General features: G+C 28.4%; 17 protein-coding genes, 1 tRNA gene, 1 pseudogene and 1 riboswitch. Of the genes and pseudogenes, 11 read left to right on the top strand and 8 right to left on the bottom strand.

All coding sequences use genetic code 11. The features are described 5' to 3' along the window. Positions 1 to 50 precede the first annotated feature (50 nt). Complete coding sequence (locus OW763_RS15055) at positions 51 to 368, top strand: YopX family protein (protein WP_268042160.1); 318 nt, start codon at positions 51 to 53, stop codon at positions 366 to 368. A gap of 145 nt (positions 369 to 513) precedes the next feature. Here OW763_RS15055 and OW763_RS15060 read toward each other — a convergent pair whose 3' ends face one another. Continuing rightward, positions 514 to 1,662: an MFS transporter gene (locus OW763_RS15060; RefSeq protein WP_268042162.1), complete on the bottom strand. Its 1,149-nt coding sequence runs from the start codon at positions 1,660 to 1,662 to the stop codon at positions 514 to 516. Positions 1,663 to 1,901: 239 nt separating this feature from the next. On the opposite strand from OW763_RS15060, the gene OW763_RS15065 reads away from it, so the two are divergent. From OW763_RS15065 to OW763_RS15080, 4 genes are all read left to right on the top strand, one after another. Next, complete coding sequence (locus OW763_RS15065; protein WP_268042164.1) at positions 1,902 to 2,879, top strand: ABC transporter ATP-binding protein; 978 nt, start codon at positions 1,902 to 1,904, stop codon at positions 2,877 to 2,879. Further along, positions 2,876 to 3,499 (top strand): ABC transporter permease, encoded by a 624-nt coding sequence (locus tag OW763_RS15070; RefSeq protein WP_268042166.1) that lies wholly within the window; start codon positions 2,876 to 2,878, stop codon positions 3,497 to 3,499. Before OW763_RS15065 ends, OW763_RS15070 begins: the two co-directional genes overlap by 4 nt. A gap of 24 nt (positions 3,500 to 3,523) precedes the next feature. Continuing rightward, entirely contained in the window at positions 3,524 to 4,150 is a 627-nt protein-coding gene (locus OW763_RS15075; RefSeq protein WP_268042168.1) for an ABC transporter permease, read from the top strand. Between the two features lie 67 nt (positions 4,151 to 4,217). Next, complete coding sequence (locus OW763_RS15080) at positions 4,218 to 5,135, top strand: ABC transporter substrate-binding protein (RefSeq protein ID WP_268042170.1); 918 nt, start codon at positions 4,218 to 4,220, stop codon at positions 5,133 to 5,135. 89 nt (positions 5,136 to 5,224) lie between these two features. Here OW763_RS15080 and OW763_RS15085 read toward each other — a convergent pair whose 3' ends face one another. Further along, on the bottom strand, positions 5,225 to 6,571 hold the full coding sequence (locus OW763_RS15085; protein WP_268042172.1) for a M28 family metallopeptidase: 1,347 nt from the start codon (positions 6,569 to 6,571) through the stop codon (positions 5,225 to 5,227). 121 nt (positions 6,572 to 6,692) lie between these two features. Here OW763_RS15085 and OW763_RS15090 point away from each other — a divergent pair, with 121 nt between their 5' ends. Together OW763_RS15090 and OW763_RS15095 are read left to right on the top strand one after the other, a co-directional pair. Then, positions 6,693 to 8,849, top strand: coding sequence for a Tex family protein (locus OW763_RS15090; protein ID WP_268042174.1), 2,157 nt, complete (start codon positions 6,693 to 6,695; stop codon positions 8,847 to 8,849). 52 nt (positions 8,850 to 8,901) lie between these two features. Then, positions 8,902 to 9,021, top strand: a riboswitch (FMN riboswitch). A 103-nt stretch (positions 9,022 to 9,124) separates the two neighbouring features. Next, positions 9,125 to 9,757 (top strand): ECF transporter S component, encoded by a 633-nt coding sequence (locus OW763_RS15095; protein WP_268042176.1) that lies wholly within the window; start codon positions 9,125 to 9,127, stop codon positions 9,755 to 9,757. 89 nt (positions 9,758 to 9,846) lie between these two features. Here OW763_RS15095 and rimI read toward each other — a convergent pair whose 3' ends face one another. The 4 genes from rimI to OW763_RS15115 form a co-directional block, all read right to left on the bottom strand. Next, entirely contained in the window at positions 9,847 to 10,296 is a 450-nt protein-coding gene (rimI, locus tag OW763_RS15100) for a ribosomal protein S18-alanine N-acetyltransferase (RefSeq protein ID WP_268042178.1), read from the bottom strand. Next, entirely contained in the window at positions 10,289 to 11,005 is a 717-nt protein-coding gene (gene tsaB, locus OW763_RS15105; protein ID WP_268042180.1) for a tRNA (adenosine(37)-N6)-threonylcarbamoyltransferase complex dimerization subunit type 1 TsaB, read from the bottom strand. The genes rimI and tsaB overlap by 8 nt, the downstream gene beginning before the upstream one ends. Before the next feature lie 3 nt (positions 11,006 to 11,008). Next, positions 11,009 to 11,461 carry a tRNA (adenosine(37)-N6)-threonylcarbamoyltransferase complex ATPase subunit type 1 TsaE gene (tsaE, locus tag OW763_RS15110; RefSeq protein WP_268042181.1) on the bottom strand — a complete coding sequence of 151 codons (453 nt, stop codon included), beginning with the start codon at positions 11,459 to 11,461 and terminating at the stop codon, positions 11,009 to 11,011. A gap of 160 nt (positions 11,462 to 11,621) precedes the next feature. Further along, entirely contained in the window at positions 11,622 to 12,854 is a 1,233-nt protein-coding gene (locus OW763_RS15115) for an HD-GYP domain-containing protein (RefSeq protein ID WP_268042182.1), read from the bottom strand. 242 nt (positions 12,855 to 13,096) lie between these two features. On the opposite strand from OW763_RS15115, the gene OW763_RS15120 reads away from it, so the two are divergent. Together OW763_RS15120 and OW763_RS15125 are read left to right on the top strand one after the other, a co-directional pair. Then, positions 13,097 to 13,172 (top strand) — tRNA-Trp (locus tag OW763_RS15120). Between the two features lie 289 nt (positions 13,173 to 13,461). Next, positions 13,462 to 14,688: a cation:proton antiporter gene (locus OW763_RS15125; RefSeq protein WP_268042184.1), complete on the top strand. Its 1,227-nt coding sequence runs from the start codon at positions 13,462 to 13,464 to the stop codon at positions 14,686 to 14,688. Positions 14,689 to 14,781: 93 nt separating this feature from the next. Here the strand turns inward: OW763_RS15125 and OW763_RS15130 are convergent, their stop codons facing one another. Further along, positions 14,782 to 15,666, bottom strand: a complete 885-nt coding sequence (locus tag OW763_RS15130) for a metal ABC transporter solute-binding protein, Zn/Mn family (RefSeq protein WP_268042185.1) — start codon at positions 15,664 to 15,666, stop codon at positions 14,782 to 14,784. Positions 15,667 to 15,861: 195 nt separating this feature from the next. Between OW763_RS15130 and OW763_RS15135 the strand changes: the two are divergent. Next, a pseudogene (locus OW763_RS15135) lies at positions 15,862 to 16,827 on the top strand (NAD(P)/FAD-dependent oxidoreductase); the annotation flags it as partial. A gap of 46 nt (positions 16,828 to 16,873) precedes the next feature. On the opposite strand, the gene OW763_RS15140 reads toward OW763_RS15135, so the two are convergent. Beyond that, positions 16,874 to 17,497 (bottom strand): RusA family crossover junction endodeoxyribonuclease, encoded by a 624-nt coding sequence (locus tag OW763_RS15140; RefSeq protein WP_268042186.1) that lies wholly within the window; start codon positions 17,495 to 17,497, stop codon positions 16,874 to 16,876. A gap of 169 nt (positions 17,498 to 17,666) precedes the next feature. Between OW763_RS15140 and tsaD the strand changes: the two genes are divergently transcribed. Then, positions 17,667 to 18,692: a tRNA (adenosine(37)-N6)-threonylcarbamoyltransferase complex transferase subunit TsaD gene (gene tsaD / locus OW763_RS15145; RefSeq protein ID WP_268042187.1), complete on the top strand. Its 1,026-nt coding sequence runs from the start codon at positions 17,667 to 17,669 to the stop codon at positions 18,690 to 18,692. Positions 18,693 to 18,913 lie beyond the last annotated feature (221 nt).

An 18,913-nucleotide genomic window follows, 5' to 3' on the forward strand; every position in this document is an offset into this window, starting at 1 on the left:
TGTTGATTAGATAAGAACTGCATTGATATAATAAACCAAGGGGTGATACTATGAGAGAGTTCAAATTTAGAACTTGGGATAAACAAAAGAAAAAGATGATACAATTTGAAGATATGAAATCATGGACGTTTAATATATTTGAAGATGATAAATATGTGATAATGCAATATATAGGTAGTAAAGATATAAATGGTAAGGAAATATATGAAGGTGACATATTAGAAACTGGAAATGATGCAGGTGTAGTAGAATATGGTGGCGGTTCTTTTATGTACAATTGTGCCAAATTAATCATTACTGGAGATGAAGTATTAGGAAATATATATGAAAATCCAGAATTACTAAAGGAAAAAAATATAGAATTTTAATTATATAAACACTAGGAATAAACAATAAAAAGTTGTTCTTAGTGTTTCTTTTATAAACTTAAAATATAGTGAAAAATAAAGTTTAAGGTGTTGTTTACAACAAAACTTGAATTTCATATTTGCAATTTTTAATTTTACAAATTTCTTATTTAGAAGTATAAATAAAGAATAAAAAAACAGAACTTATGAATAAGCAAACTGGTACACTATAAAAAGCTTTATAAATACCAATAAAATCGCTTAAAGTACCTATTAAAAAATTTATAGAGATACAGCATACTGAGGAAAATGATATTATTATACTTGTTATATAAGAAATATTTTTGTTAAAAGTATATTTGATGTTTAATAGCATTGTTGGAAAAACTATTGAAAAAAACAAGCCAGATATAGAGATTAATATAATCCCGTTCTCTCTTAAAATATATCCTGTTGTATATAGAAAAAAACCTATGAATAAGGATATAAAAGATGTTTTTACATATCCAAATTTTTCTGCTATATATCCCCCTATAATACGTCCTAATGATAGCAAAATAAAAAATAATGATAAGTAAAATGAACTTGTGTTTTCGTCATAGCTATAAGCACCTTTCATAAAAGTAAATAACCAGTTTGATGTAGCGGTTTCAGCTGCCATATATAAACCCAAAGATAACATATAAAAATATAAAAGCTTGTTTTTAAATATGATTTTATTGTTTATTGAATTAGTTAGTTTAGTGTTTTTAAAATTTGGAATATTAATAGTAACAAATTTAATTAAGGCTACTAGAAATAATATAGCTAGTATGAAATGAACATATATAAAGCTTATATTATTTGATAGTAAAAATCCTGATTTTTTTTGAATAAAAGCTGCACCAAATCCATAGGAAAAGTGCATTAAGTTTATAATAACTGCTTTGAAACTAATATTCATTAAAGAAACTAAAGTGTTAAAACTAATAATAATAAAAGCTTCACCAGCATTTAAAAAAAACATACCTATAAGAAAATCGGTAAAATTACTACCGATACATATCTTAATTATAGAAAAAATACAAATTATAAATCCTATGTAAATAATTAATTTATGGTCAAATTTTTCGCATAATATACCGCATATATATGAAAAAATCATATATCCAAGTGAGCAAATAATAAACATAAAACCAATTTGTGTATCATTAGCAGAAAAAAAATATTTTATTGAAGGTGCATAGGGTCCTCTTAAATTATCACATACTGAAACTAAGAAAGTTACCGAAAAAATAAAGGTTATAGTTGTAATAGTGCTAAGTTTCTTATTCATAATAAATTTCTTAATCCCCCTTTCTTTTTATGCCCCTTATTTTTTAGTACTATGTTTTATTTGTATGGAAACATAAAATCTCTGTTAATTGTAAATTTTTAGCGGTCTGAAATTTTAATTTTTAAAATTGTGGATTTATAATATATGTATTATTTATAGATAAGGTATAGAATTATTTATTCTATATTGGAAAAACTACTTTTAATGATATTTTTTTATTTATAAAAAGGAGAATATATGTGGATAGTATAGTTTTTAAAAATGTAACTATGTACTATAAAAACAATAAGGAAAAGCCTGCTGTAAATAAGGTTGATTTAGAATTAGAAAAAGGAAAGGTTATAATTTTTGTAGGACCTTCAGGGTGTGGCAAATCAACTTTACTAAAAATGATAAATCGTTTATATGAACCTAATTCAGGAGAAATTTTTATCGATGATAAAAACATAAAAGAAATATCTCCTGTTCAACTTAGGCGCAGTATGGGATATGTTGTTCAGCAAACAGGTTTATTTCCGCATATGACAGTATTAGAAAATATATCTGTAGTTCCACAAATGTTAAATTGGGAAAAAAATAAAATTTTAGATAGAGCAAAAGAACTACTGGAACTTGTAAACTTAGAACCAGATACTTATTTGAATAGATTTCCAAAAGAAATTTCAGGAGGTCAACAGCAGAGAGTAGGAATAGCTAGAGCTATGGCAGCTAATCCAGAAATTTTATTAATGGATGAACCTTTTTCAGCAATTGATGTTATTACAAGGGTTAAATTGCAGAATGAAATAATAAATCTTCAAAGAAAATCAAATAAAACAATTTTTATTGTTACTCATGATGTGGATGAAGCCTTAAAACTTGCAGACATAATAGTTATTCTTAAAGAAGGAGAAATAATTCAATATGGAGCACCTCTTGAAATAATAAATCACCCTAAAAATGAATTTGTAGAAGGTTTTATTGGATGTAAAGATGTACTTAAAAAATTAAGTGTTATTACAATTGAAAGAATTATGGAAAAGAGTAAAGAAACGACTGACGTTTTAGATAAAAAACAAACATTAAGAGAATTTGATACTCTAAAAATGGCATTATCTGTATTCTTGCAAAGTGGTAATGAAGTTTTAACTGTTATAAATGATGATGAAAAAAAAGTAGGAAATATTACTTGGAATGCGCTTCAAAAAGTTTGGAAAGGTGAAACATATAAAATATGAAGTATTTAGTAACTCATTGGGAACGAGTAATAAAATTATTTATAGAGCATTCTATTTTAACTTTTTTATCATTATTCATAGCACTTTGTATAGCAATACCTTTAGGAATAGTAGTTTCAAGGAATAAAAAAGCTGCTGTAATAACAACAAATTTTTTTGGGGTTATATACACAATTCCTGGATTAGCATTATTATCTTTTTTAGTACCTTTTTTTGGACTTGGCGCTAAATCAGCTTTAATTACGTTAGCTGCATATGCACAAATGATTTTGGTAAGAAACACTATTACATCAATAACAACGATTAAACCAGAGATAATTGAAGCTGCAAGAGGAATGGGAATGAACAAATTACAATTAGCTTTAAAAGTTCAGTTTCCATTAGCAATCCCTATCATAGTAGCGGGAATTAGAATAGCTACTATTTCAATAATTAACCTTGCTTTTATTGCAGCATTTATAAATGGAGGAGGACTGGGTGAACTTGTCCTTGAAGGAATCCGTACAAATAATAGTGGAAAAATAATTTCAGGAACAATAGCTTTAGGAGTATTAATGGTTTTAACAGAATTAATTTTTAGAATTATAGAACATTTCATTAGTTTAAAACCAAGAAAGTAACATAAATAGAAGAAGGGATAATAAGTGTTTAAATATATAAATGAATTCATAAAAGATAATAAACAAGAATTTTGGAAGGCAGTAAGTATTCATTTAAAGATAAGTTTTTTAGCATTACTAATAGGAAGCCTTATAGGAATAGCTTTAGCAATATTTATATATAAACATAAAAAATTTTCAGCACTTATATTAAGCATATCTAGTTTTATAAGAATGATACCTAGTTTGGTAGTGTTAGCACTAGTTATGCCTTACTTAGGTATAGGATTTAAACCGGCAGTTATGGCTCTTCTAATACTTGGTATTCCACCTATACTTATTAATACTTATGAAGGATTCAAGAAGATTGATCCTATAGTTATAGAAGCGGCAAAAGGCATGGGAATGGATTCAAAATCAATGTTTTGGAAAATAGAATTTCCTCTAGCGATGAAGGTAGCTATACAAGGGATAAAGACAGCAGCAGTTGAAATTATAGCAAGTGCTACCTTAGCTGCAGTTATTGGTGGAGGAGGGTTAGGTGATTTTATTCTCACAGGTCTTAGTATAGCGGATACAAAACTATTGGTTATTGGAGCAGTACCAGTGAGTGTTTTAGCATTCTTAACTAGCTTTGTTTTTAGTAGAATAGAAAAACGTTTTTTGTTTTAAAAGGAATGCTTAATAAACGAAAGGTAGTTCAAGCCATATATGCTTTTAAATTTAGGAGGAGTTTATATTGAAAAGTTTAAAGAGAATTATAAGTATTTGTCTTATATTCGTAATATCTTTAAATTTATCTAGCTGTAAAGTTCTAGATAGTATAGGAACTAATAAAAATGCTGTAAAAGTAGGTAGTAAAAATTTCACGGAACAATATATTCTTGGAGAGATGATTGCTCAGATAATAGAAAATGAAGGAATTGAAGTTGATAGAGTGTTTGGTATGAGTGGAATTAAATTAATTCATGATTCAATAAAGAATGGTGCTGTAGATATTTATCCTGAATATACAGGTTCTGCTTTAATGTATATTTTAAAAAAAGATTTAGTTAAGGATTCAAAAAAGGTATATGATATTGTAAAAAAAGAATATAAAGATAAATTTAATCTTATATGGTTAAAGCAATCACCAATGGATAATAAAAGTGTACTAGTAACTACAAAAGAAATTGCTACTAAATATAATATACATACTTTTTCAGATGTAGCTTTAAATGCAGATAAGCTAGTGTTCTCAGCTCCGGCAGAGTTTTGGGAGAGAAAGGATGGTATAAAGCAGCTGATAAAAGTATATGGGGGATTTAATAACTTTAAAGATGTTATTAAAATGGATATGGGAATGCAATATAGAGCTTTGGTAAAAGGACAATTTGATGTAACTCTTGGAAATAGTACAGATGGTCAAGTGAAGCAGTATGATTTAATTATTTTAGAAGATGATAAAAAAATATGGCCTCCTTATCATGTTTCAGCTGTAGTAAGACTAGAACTATTAAAAAAGTATCCTAAATTGGAAAATAAATTAAATAAACTTTTTAGTCTTTTAACTACAGATATAATGACTGAACTTAATCTTAAGGTTGATGGAGAAGAGGAGATGGATGCCGAGGATGTTGCAAGAGAATTTCTTAAAAAGAACAAGTTACTAAAATAGAGTAGTAAGATTGTATAGGGCTTTACTACTCTATTTATATCATAATCAATTAGTATAGTGTTGATATAAAATAATCTACGAGGTAGAGTTTAGCTAGCACGTTTGTTTTTTATGCAATGTATAAGTATTAAAATTATTCCAGTAAGAGATATTATCATGCATTGTTTATAATAAATAAGCATAGGGTTACTATAATATGCCTGTTTAATTATTTCCTTTGAAGCTACGTTAAAACAGCGTTCTATAGCAGTAGTAGATATAAACTCAGGTTTATCATTCGGAGTATGAATTCGTGAGGTATCATTATCACATAAGGTAATAGCGTCTATATTATTTTCTCTGAAAGATTTATGATCACTAGCGTCTTTAAATAGATAATTAAAGTGTATATCTTCATCTATGCATGTGCTAGAAATAGAATTTATAAAATCATTTTTAGATGAATCTTTTTTGCCACCCATTATATAAAGAGGGACTCCGTTATCGCTTCCTATCATATCAAAATTGAAAACCTTACTATTTTTAAGATGATTTTTATATTTTTGTACAAAGTTAGTGGAGCCGATACAGCCAAATTCTTCTGCATTAAAACCTAAGAATAATATATTTCTAGTAGGCTTTCCAATAGAATTTATATATTTAATCATTTCCATCATAAATGCAGTACCAGAAGCATTATCTAAAGCACCCTTATAAATGTTATTGCATAAATCACAACCTAAATGATCAAAGTGAGCAGAGATTATAATAGGATCTGAATCTTTATCTTTTCCTTCTATATAGCCCATAATGTTTCTAGCAGTAGTTTCCTGCGTAGTAAAAGGAATAAAGCAGTTTATTGTGAAGTTTTTAGACAGAGCTTCTTTAATAGTTTTTAAAGTATTTTCAGTTACTTTAATGCACATGCTCCAGGGGGCTGTCTTTATAAAAGAACTTCTGAACTCAAGTGTTCTATCAGAAGGTATGTAAAATAAGAAATAATCTTTATTTTGTTTAATTTGTATTGAAGTTTTTCGTTGTATTAATAATGGATTTTCATTATTAATACTAAATTTGTTATTCCTAAAATTTAGCATATCTTCTTTGAAATCTTTATTGTATATAAAATTTTTTACTATATGACCATTTGTATCAATTATATTTAAAAATGGTTCCTTATTCAGCATTTTAGGGTAATTTATTTTAAAAGTTTGTTCATAACTTCCCATAAATGGTTTTAGGTTGTTTTCAATAAATTTAAGTTTGATATATTGTTCTACTTGTTTATTTTCTAAAGTTCCTGAAAGTCTTCCTTTAAAATGATCTGAACATAAATAATCAATAGTATTTATAACATTTTCAGTGTTAAAGGAATCTATTACTTGAAAGGTTTTAAAACTAGTATAAAAAGATACTAATAAAATACATAATATAAAATATTTAATTAATTTTTTCATATATAGCTCCTTAAAAATAAGTATATATATACTTATGAATGTACAAAATGTTATATGATGGAATATTGGACTTTTAAGGTATAATAGAGTAAAATAAATAAGTTAATAAAGGAGGAGTTTTATGAGTAATATTAATAATAAATTAATTAATGAATTTAATATAAGTATTAAGCAGGTGAATAGTGTTATTGAACTCTTAGATAGTGGAAACACTGTTCCTTTTATAGCTAGATATAGAAAAGAGAAAACTGGTGGACTTGATGATGTTGTTTTGAGAAAATTTTCTGAAAGACTTACATATTTAAGAAATTTAGAAGAAAGAAAAGCTGATGTAATAAGAATAATTGATGAGCAAGGTAAACTTACAAATGAACTAAAATTAAAAATAGAAAAATGTGAAACTCTAACTGAAGTTGAGGACATATATAGACCATATAAACAGAAGAAGAGAACAAGAGCTACTATTGCAGTAGAAAAAGGGTTAAAGCCGCTAGCAGAAATAATATTAAGCGGTGAATTTAAAGAAAATATAGAAAACTATGCAAAAGAATTTATAGATAAAGATAAAGACGTAAATAATGTGGTAGAAGCATTGAATGGAGCAAAAGATGTTATAGCAGAAGTTATTTCAGATGAAGCTGAATATAGAAAATGGATAAGAGAATTTATTCGTCGTGAAGGATTAATCGAATGCAGTGGCAGTAGTGAGGAATCAACTCCTTATGAAATGTACTATAAGTATTCAGAACCAGTACGTAAGATACCTTCTCATAGAATACTTGCTATAAATAGAGGTGAGAAGGAAAAAATACTATCAGTTAAAATTACAAGTGACATGGATAAAATCATAAGTTATTTAAATAGAAAAGCTTTAAAAGTTAATGATATAACTGATAAATATATAGAAGAAGCAGCAGCAGATTCATTGAAACGGCTTATATATCCTTCTATTGAAAGAGAAATAAGAGCTGAGCTTACAGAAAAAGGTGAGGATGGTGCTATTGGAATATTTAAAGCTAATTTAAAAGCACTGTTAATTCAGTCTCCAATCAAAGGAAAGATTGTTCTTGGATATGATCCCGGTTTTAGAACAGGATGTAAAATAGCAGTTTTAGATGATACAGGAAAACTTTTAGATACAGCAACTGTTTATGCTACGGCTCCTCAAAATGACATAGAAGGTTCTATTAAAATATTAAAGGAATTAGTATATAAACATGATGTTGATGTTATATCTCTTGGAAATGGAACTGCTAGTCGTGAATCAGAGGAAGTAATTTCAAAACTTATTGATGAAGTAAGAAAAGAAAAAGGTAAGGAGTTATCTTATGTGATTGTATCAGAAGCGGGAGCATCTGTTTATTCAGCTTCAGAGCTTGCATCCAAAGAATATCCAGATATAAATGTATCTATAAGAGGTGCAATATCTATAGGACGAAGACTTCAAGATCCAATGGCTGAGCTTGTAAAAATAGATCCTAAATCAATAGGGGTAGGACAGTATCAGCATGATGTTGCTTCTAAGAAATTAGATGAGTCCTTAACTGGTGTTGTTGAAGATGGTGTAAATAGTGTTGGGGTTGATCTTAATATAGCAACACCATCACTACTATCTTATGTTTCTGGTATAAGTTCTTCTATTGCAACTAATATTGTAAATTATAGAGAAGAAAATGGTAAGTTTAATAATAGAAAGCAGATATTGAAAGTTAAAAGATTGGGACCTAAGGCATTTGAACAGTGTGCAGGCTTTTTAAGGATACCAGAGAGTGCTGAGGTTCTTGATAATACTTCAGTTCATCCAGAGTCATACAAAGCAGCTAAAGAGCTTTTGAAAACTTTAGGATATACTGAAGATGATGTTAGAAAAGCTAATGTGGAAGATATAGATAGCAAGGTTAGAAAAATAGGAATTGAGGTTTTAGCAGAAAAACTTGAGATTGGTATTCCAACACTTGAAGATATAATGAAAGAACTTAGAAAACCAGGACGTGACCCAAGAGAAGAAATGCCAAAACCTATATTTAAAAAAGGAGTAATTGATATAAAACAATTAAAATCAGGAATGGTTTTAACAGGAACAATTAGAAATGTAGCTGACTTTGGAGCTTTTGTAGATATTGGTGTGCATCAAGATGGATTAGTTCATATAAGTCAGATGTCTGATAGTTTTGTTAAACATCCTCTTGATGTTGTTAAAGTTGGAGATATAGTAGAAGTTAGAGTATTAGAACTGGATAATAAAAGAGGAAGAATTTCTCTTTCTATGAAAAAATAAAGTTGAATTTTACAAAATAAATGATATAATTATTTATAAGTAAAAAAATAAATAATATCTTCAGGGCAGGGTGTGATTCCCGACCGGCGGTATAGTCCGCGAACTGTAGTAATATGGTTGACTTGGTGAAATTCCAAGACCGACAGTAAAGTCTGGATGGAAGAAGGTATAGGTTGTTGAACATAGAATTTTTGCCCTGACAATTTTTAGTGTCAGGGCTTTTTATTTAACAATATCCTATGACCCTTGAAGATGGACAAAATGGGGGTAAAGTAATGAGAAAAAGTAACTTAAACAAAACTATTAAAATTACACTTTTATCAGTAATGGCATTTATACTTATGTTTTTTGAAATACCACTACCTATTTTCCCAAGTTTTTTGAAAATAGATATAAGTGATCTTCCAGCATTATTTGGAACTTTTTCATTTGGACCTGTTGCAGGTGTACTAATTGAGTTATTTAAAAATATACTTCACATAATGTTTAAAGGTACACAAACAGGATTTGTCGGAGAATTTGCTAATTTTTTAGTAGGATCAATTTTTGTTGTTGTAGCAGGAAGTGTATATAAATACAAAAAATCTAAAAAAACAGCTATTTTAGGATTAATAGTTGGATCTTTAGTAATGTCAGTAAGTGCAGCAGTATTAAATTATCATATATTTTTACCATTGTTTGCAAAAGCTTTTAAAGCACCAATAGAAGCCTTTGTAAAAATGGGTACAGTAGTAAATCCTAAAATAAAAGATTTGAAAGATTTAGTTATGTGGTCAATATTACCATTTAATTTAATTAAATGTTTTGTAGTGTCTGCTATAACTATACCTGTATATAAAAAAATTTCACCAGTACTTCATAAAGAAGAAATGCTTGAAGATAATAAAAAAAGTGCATTTGGAAATTAATTAAAGCTTATAAATAAACAAAATCACCAGACATTTCTGGTGATTTTGTTTATTTATAAGCTTTTCAACTATTAACTCTTAATTTTTAACTAACTTAAGACGTCTTTTTTCCACATAAGAATAGCATTAGTATTATCTGAGTAATAGTTTTTACGTAATCCCTCTTGTGAAAATCCGTATTTTTTATAGAGATTTATAGCGGGAATATTGTTTTCGCGTACTTCTAGGGTTATAGCGGGAATTTTACGTAGTTTACAAATATCAATAACTTTTTTTATTAAAATATCTCCTGCACCGATGCATCTATATTCAGGATGAACTGCTATACTGGTTATATGAGCTTCATCTATAATAATCCAAATACCCGCATAACCTATAACTTTATCATTTTGTTTTACCACAATATATTTTGAAAATTTATTTTCAATTTCACTTTTCAAAGTTGTTAAGCTCCAAGGTGGATTAAAACACAAAGTATTTATTTTGAGAACATCCATTATAAAATTTTCGTTTATATCATAAACCATAATATTATTCATTTATACTCATTCCTGTTTTCTTTTCATATTCTCTTTCAGCTTGAGATTTTCTGATATAAATAGGAGCAAAAGATAAGATGTTATCAGATTCTCCTTCTTTTAGTTTTAACAAACCTAATTCACCTAATGAAGAAGCCTTGGCAACATTAAGGTGAGGTGGAGCAAAAAAGATATTTTCAAATTCATTACTTAATTTTTCTCTGAATTTTGGAATCCCATCTCCAATAAAGCTGATGTTTTTTTCGTTTTGAGCTTTTAAAATTGAAATTAAATCATCAATGTGAATAGCTGTATAATCAGTTAGCTGTTGTAATTTATGATTATTGAACGTATATAGTGCTGTATATACGTTGTCACGAAGAGCATCCATTATAGGGCAAATAATTCCAGAAGTATAAGCTAAATTATATGCTAAAGCATCTAAAGTAGAAATTCCTATAAATGGTTTATCAGTTCCTTGAGCTAATCCTTTTACAGTTGCGATACCTATTCTTAGTCCGGTAAAAGAACCAGGACCTTTTGATACTACAAAACCATCTATGTCATTTAAAGTTAATTTCAAGTTTTTTAATAAAGTATCTATTTGAGGCATCAAGATAACAGAATGTTGTTTTTTATCATTAAATGTTATTTCACCAAGTAACTTATTATCTTCTAAAACAGCGCAAGATGCACTTGCTGTAGAAGAATCTATACTAAGAACCTTCATAATTTACATCTCCTTTACATAGTTATATCTATTACCACTATATTGTATACTTATTTTTCTAAAATTTATACCTATATCTGGTAGTTTCTCAATGGTTATTCTTAAATGTTCTGGTGGTATTAGTTCTTCAATATAATTAGCCCATTCAATAATACTTATACCATCACCAAAAATATACTCATCAAAGCCAATAGCTTCAATTTCATCAGGATCATTAACTCTGTATACATCAAAATGATATAGTTTGTGTTTTCCGTCGTATTCGTTAACTATATTAAAAGTGGGACTTGTTATATAATCAGTTATATTTAAACCTTTAGCTATTCCTTTTGTAATATGGGTTTTTCCTGTACCTAAATCACCAATTAAGCAAATTATATCTCCTTTATTTGCCTTCTTACCTATTTGTATTCCTATATCTATAGTTTTTTCAACACTATCTACAATGAATTCCATATATTTACACTCCTAATTTAAACTTTTATTAAAATATGTAAGTTCTATTCATTTGATATTCTATCCTAAATATCAAAAAAAGAAAAGTAAATAAAAAAATTCATCTACAATATATTAAAAAATTGTAGATGGATTGTAATTGCAAAAAATTGCTTATTTGTTATTGTAGAGCATTTTTAAAATGTTTAAGCGCACTTTTGCAAATTCCATTTTCTTCGGACATTTCATCTAGTATGGCAAAAGCTTTAGTTCTACTTAATCCTTTTCTGTAAGGTCTATCTTCTATCAGAGCTTGATATATATCACAAACAGCAAGTATTTTGGATTCTTCCGATAAATCTTTACTAGACAAACCTCTAGGATATCCCTTGCCATTTAGTTTTTCATGATGATTTGAGGCCCAAGCACTTATATCAGGAATATCTTCGATTCTTTCCAATATTATTGAAGTATAATATACATGAGACTTTATTATTGAAAATTCTTCAGAGGTAAGGGAGCCATTTTTATCTAATATGTTTGAAGGTATAGCTAATTTACCTATATCATGAAGTAGACCAGCAATCTTCATTTTAGCACACTTTTCTTCCGAGTATTTTAAATGCTTTGAAATCATATAAGCTAATTCAGATATTCCTCTTGAATGTCTTGCGGTAAAATTGCTTTTAGCATCAATAATATTTGAAAATACAGACGCTATTGTTTCAAATTCTTTTAAGTCTAAATAATTATTTATTTTAGGTGAAATTTTATCTAAAATAAGATCAATAAAAGTTACATTTTCTAAATCAAACCAAAAAGCTTCTACTGATGAAATCTTCATAAAAGCATCTACTATTTCTTTAGAAAAAATTGTGTTTGCCTTTGTGTTAATCCAATCTATAATAGTGTTTTTTTGTGCATATGGAGGATGTGATTCATCGTATAATAGTTCTACAAGGTCTGCTATTCTAATTATTTGACTTGCTAACGGAATTTTAGAATCTTTTAATCCAATTGGTCCACTGCCGTTAAAATTTTCATGATGATACAGAATAATATCTGAGATATCATCAAATATTGGAAAAGGTTTTACTATATTAGCTCCGTTAATACAATGTTCTTTTATAAAAGTAGCAGATGTATGAGTTATTTTCAAGCTATTTACTGCACCTATATCGTGTAAAAGAGAGGCTATGTATAAAGATTTTCTATATTGATCATTTAAATTAAAAAGGTTTGAAAGTTTAAGCGCGATATAAGCAGTACGTTTTGAATGATGAGTAAAGTGATGTCTTGAGTAATCTATGTTTGAAATCTTTTCTACGATTTCTATATTTTCTACAGAATTAATTTCAGCTAAATCTAATGCTGTTGATATAGCACGTATAGTTTTGTCTAAGCTTATTCTCATTTTTATACCTCGCTTCAAAGTTCAAATTATTAGTTACCAAAATAATTGTAACATACTATTTTGGAATAGAAAATATACTATATAATAAAAAGCATGTATATCCACTTAAGATGATTTGACGGCAAGCTGATACTATTATACGTCAACTTTATTGCGTAATATCTTTAGATAGTAATATTAAATATAATTTAAAAAAATGTTGCATATATATATGATTCATGATATAATAAAATTCGTTGTGAAGGGGTATGGCTCAATTGGTAGAGTAGTGGTCTCCAAAACCATTGGTTCTGGGTTCAAGTCCTAGTGCCCCTGCCAAAAAGACCTGTGAAACGTTAGTTTCACAGGTCTTTTTTTTATACATCTAAAATAATACAATTTAATTAAAACTTTAAATTAGTAAAATATCTAGTCTTTATATTAACTGTGTTCTGTAATTTTATAGATATTAAGAAATTACGAGATGAATTCGTTTAAATTTATATTAATCAACATTAAAATGAAAAAATAAAAAGTTTTCATTTTTGCTTTTTTTTCATGGAAGTTATATATTAAGTAAATGTGTTTAAGAAGTATTTATTTAATAGAGTAAAGGAGGAAAGCTAATATGGAAACTGTAGACATGGTGTTAACAGACAATATCTTAACTTTATTTGTAATAGTTTTGATTTCAGGTATGATTGCATCAAAAGTAAGTAAAAAACTAAAAGTACCTGATGTTGTGTTGTTTCTAATAGTAGGAATTATTATAGGACCATCAGTATTAAATCTGGTAAGCACTAATGAATATCATTTAGGAAATCAATTGATTTTAACTTTTGGTTCTGCATTTATATTATATGATGGAGGGCGAGAGATTAAACTGGATATATTAAATGATGTTAAATATTCAGTAGGGTTATTAGCTACATTAGGTGTTGTTATAACAGCTTTTGCTATTGGAATTGTTGCTGTATATGTTTTTCATATGGATTTTATATATGCGCTTCTTCTAGGAGCAGTAATTGCATCTACTGATCCAGCAACATTGGTTCCGGTTTTTAAAGAAATTACATTAAGGGATAAAGTGAAACAAACAGTTATAAGTGAATCTGCATTTAACGATGCAGTAGGGGCGATATTAGTATTATCTATCCTAACTATAATTCAATCAGGGGTATTTTCTCTAACAGAAAATATATATGAACTTGTTATTATGATACTAGGTGGACTTATTGTAGGATGTATTATGGGAATTGTTTTTTCTTTTATAATATCTGATTCAAAATATGGGATATTTCATGAATATGCTCCACTAATATCTATTTTAGCTGTAGCTATCGCTTATACATTTGCTGAAAAAGTACATGGCAGTGGATATATGGCTACTTTTATTATAGGATTAATATGTGGTAATAAAAAGACATTTAAACTGTGGGTGCCGGAAATAGATTTTACAATACAGCGTAATGTAAGAGAAACTTTAGCTTTTCTAATGAGAATGGCAATTTTTATACTACTAGGAATTCAAGTCGATTTTAATACATTAAGCAAATATTGGGGACATGCATTAATTATTGTAGTAGTTATGATGTTTATAGTTCGTCCTTTGGTAGTAATAATTTGTACTTTCTTTGATAAAAAAGCTAAGTGGAATTGGCGTGAAAGAATATTTATTATGTGGGTAAGAGAAACGGGTGTTATTCCAGCTGCTTTATCTGGAATGATTATAAGTATGAAAATTCCTCATAGTGATATAATTTCATCAGTTGTATTTATGACAATATTGATTACATTATTATTTCAGGCTAGTACCACAAAATATTTAGCAAAAAAACTAAACCTATTAGAATAATAAATAATTAAAGGGTTAAAATTTAGAATTTATAAACAAAGTTTCAATCTATAAATTCTAAATTTTAACCCTTATTAATGTTATTATATAGAGTTAATTATTTAAAATGCTATTAAATGTATTGGCTATTGTTTGAAGGTTTTCAATATAGTTCGGTGCCAATGGAGATACTTGTTGAGCTTTACCTCCAATTTCATCAGCAAAAGTTGTTGATTGGCTACTATCTATTTCGGATTGGTAAAATATAACTTTTATACTTTTTCCTTTTGCAATATCAATATTGTTTTGTAAGCTTTGTACTGTTGATTCTTTTCCTTCCTCTTCTAAAGATAGCATTTTTAAGCCATAATCATCACAAAAGTATCCTAGCGAAGGATGATATACAATAACAGTATTAGTTTCTAAATTTTCCAATGATTTTTTTATATTACTGTCTAGTTTATTGAGTTTTTTTATATATCCTTCCGCATTATTTTCATAGGTACTTTTATTCTCAGGATCTATTTTACTCAATTCAATCTTGATCATATTGACCATGATTTTAACTCGTTTAGGAGATAACCATATATGCGGATCTTTTTTACCAGGAGAAAATTCACGACTTGGATATGTTTTTTCAACTTCACTAGCTAGATCAACAATTTTCATTGTATTGCTTAAATCTTTAGCTACTGGTAATAAGGAACTTTTTTCAGTTGGAACTCCTATAGAAAAATATAAGTTTGATTTACTGAATTTTTCTATAAGTTTAGGAGTAGGTTCAAAGTTAGTAGGGCTTTCTCCGGGAGGTATCATAGTGATAACATCGACTAAAGCTCCCCCAACTTCTTTTACAAAAGTTTCTTCAGGTACTATAGATACCGCTATATTAATTTTGGTATTAGAATTTTGAGTTTCTAAAGACTTTTTGCAGCCTGTAAGTATGAAACATAAAATAATTAATATAAATGTGCAGAGTTTTTTTAATGAGTTTTTCATTTTATCACCTCTTCTAATAATAATGCAAGTCATTTGCAGAGTTACATTAGATAGTATATCATCCAGTGTTTTCTTATGCAAATATATTCCAAATTGATTGAAGTTATTAATGTTTTTTGGTAATATGTGAATAAAGAATTACTATTAAATGTAATTAATGGTATCGAAAAGGATTTCAGAATGGAGGAATTTTAGATGCAGGAATATGATATGGTTGTAGTAGGTGGAGGTCCAGCGGGGCTTGCAGCTGCTATAAAAGCTAAGCAAGAGGGAATAAAAAGTATTCTGCTTTTAGAAAGAGAGGATGAACTGGGAGGAGCTCTTAAGCAATGTATACATAGTGGATTTGGAATTGAAATTTTTAAAGAAGATTTTACAGGAACTGAATATGCTCAAAAATATATAGATAAGCTAAAAGAATTAAATATAGAATATAAATTAAATACAATGGTATTTGAGTTTAGTAAAAATAATATTTTAACTGCAGTTAATGGTGAAGAGGGCATATTAGAGATAAAAGCTAAAGCTGTAATTCTTGCCACAGGATGTAGAGAAAAATCTAGAGGTGCTATAAATATGCCAGGTATAAGAAGTGCAGGTGTATACACAGTGGGTACAGCACAAAAATTTATTAATGTTGATGGATATATGCCTGGAAAAGAGATTGTGATTTTAGGATCAGGAGATATCGCTCTTATAATAGCCAGAAGAATAATTTTGGAAGGAGCTAAGGTTAAAGCTGTTGTTGAAATTATGCCTTATCCAGATGGGTCTGAAAAAAATGTCATAGAGTGTTTGGATGATTTCAATATACCACTTAAATTGTCTTATACAGTAATAAATATACGTGGAAAAGATAGAGTTGAGGGTATAACTATTGCCAAGGTTGATAAAAATAAAATTACTATACAAGGAACTGAAGAGTATATACCTTGTGATACTGTATTGTTATCAGTAGCATTAACTGCGGATAATGAACTTGCCAGAAAGGCTGGTATAAGGACTATATTAAAAACCGGAGGTATAGAAGTGGATTTTAAAATGCAAACCAGTATGGAGGGTGTATTCGCTTGTGGGAATGCATTATATATTCATGATGCTATAGATTATATAACAACAGAAAGTTATGAAGCAGGCAAAAATGCTGCATATTATGTTAAAAGCTTATAATATAAGAAAAATGCAATGCATTTTTCTTATATGTTTTTTAGAATAATTTTCTTAAGCAATTTTTACATATTAAGGTTTGACCTTTATTTGCAGAAATAGCTTCTTCTTTTTTTAAAGGTTTACCACATATCTCACAACAGGTTATATTTAGATTCTTATTACTATCTTTAGTTTTTGATATGTAAGAAGATTTTTTGTTTGACGGTGCAGAATATTCTATAGGGTCTAAAGTAGAATCTCTTTCACGAATCTCGTAATTAATATAGTATGTACTCTCTCCCAAAAGTTCTAATTCAAATCTTGGATTTTGGTTATCATAATATTCTTCAAGTATAAGTCTTCTGATTTGAGCATCATTAATAATTAGTCCACTTTTTTCTATACCATCAAATATGCTCTTTGGTATATTGGTGGTATCAGGATGGCGCTTTTTGCTTTTATAATAAACCTTTAAAACTGCAATTAGAGATTCCGTAAGTATGGTGTTTGGATTTTGGAGCCTTGCTTCATAGGCTATCTGTTCTTCATATATTGCATATCTATCGTGATATTTTCCAGAATTATAAGGCAAAATTGATCTTCCTTTTAAGTTAGAAAGTTTAAAGTTAGATTTTGAAATAGGAGAACCGTGTACTATAATTTTTGCATAAGCTTTAGACATAATATTAACCCCTTTATGACTTTTTTCAAAGCTAATTATAACACAATATAAGAATGTTGCTTCGCAATATTCTTAAGTTGCGTATTATTCTTTAATAAAGTATAATTATTGCTGAAAATGTTTATATTAGAAAATAAGCTGATTTAAGTTAGATAGAGAGGTTAAAATAATGGAAAAGGATGTAAAAATACTTGCTATAGAGTCTAGCTGTGATGAAACAGCAGCTGCTGTAGTTGTAAATGGAAGAAAAGTATTATCAAATGTAATAGCATCACAAATAGATATTCATACTAAGTTTGGTGGGGTAGTCCCAGAGGTGGCATCAAGAAAACATATTGAAGCTATTACTCCAGTTGTCCAAGAAGCATTGAGTGAAGCAAATTTAACGTTAAATGATATAGACGCGGTAGGGGTTACTTATGGACCAGGTCTTGTAGGAGCTTTACTTGTAGGAGTTCAATATGCAAAAGGACTTTCTTATGCTATTTCAAAACCGTTAATTGGTGTTAATCATATAGAAGGACATATAAGTGCAAATTTTATACAGTATAAAGATTTGAAACCACCTTTTGTTTGTTTGGTAGTTTCAGGAGGACATACTTTTATAGTTTATATGAAGGATTATGGAGATTTTGAAGTTATGGGTCAAACTAGAGACGATGCAGCGGGAGAAGCTTTTGATAAAGTTGCTAGAGCTATAGGGTTGGGATACCCTGGAGGACCTAAAATAGATAAAATATCAAAACAAGGTAATGCAGAAGCAATTACTTTTCCAAGAGCTAATTTTCATGAGAAGGATTGCTTAGATTTTTCGTTTAGTGGAATAAAGTCTGCAGTGCTTAATTATTTAAATAAGAAAAAAATGAAAAATGAAGAAGTAAATGAAGCTGATGTTGCAGCATCATTTCAGAAAGCAGTAGTAGATGTTTTGGTAGATAATGCGCTTAAAGCTTGTGAAATTAAAAGAGTAGATAGAATAGCTATAGCTGGAGGGGTTGCTTCTAATTCTACGTTAAGAACTTGTATGATTGAAAAAGGTAAAGAAAAAGGAATAGATGTGTTGTTTCCAGATACTATATTATGTACAGATAATGCAGCTATGATAGGAAGTGCTGCGTATTATGAATTTTTAAAGAAAAAAAATGCTCCGCTAGAATTAAATGCAATTCCAAATTTAAAATTAGGGCAAAGATAAATATAAGTTAGAGTATAGACTATTAAATTGAAAATTATGTTAGCGACCAAAGGATACAAATTAATTTTTATGTAATTTGTATCCTTTTTTTAAAAAGAAATTTTTAGTGAGGAGGAACATACTTCTAATGGTATGAGAATTGAATTAAACACTTTATTACTTTAAAGTTGTAAACGAATACAAGATGAATAAATAATATAAAAATATTGCAATTGAAAGAA

The organism is Clostridium aestuarii, assembly GCF_026735135.1.
GTDB classification, from domain to species: Bacteria; Bacillota; Clostridia; order Clostridiales; family Clostridiaceae; genus Clostridium_H; species Clostridium_H aestuarii.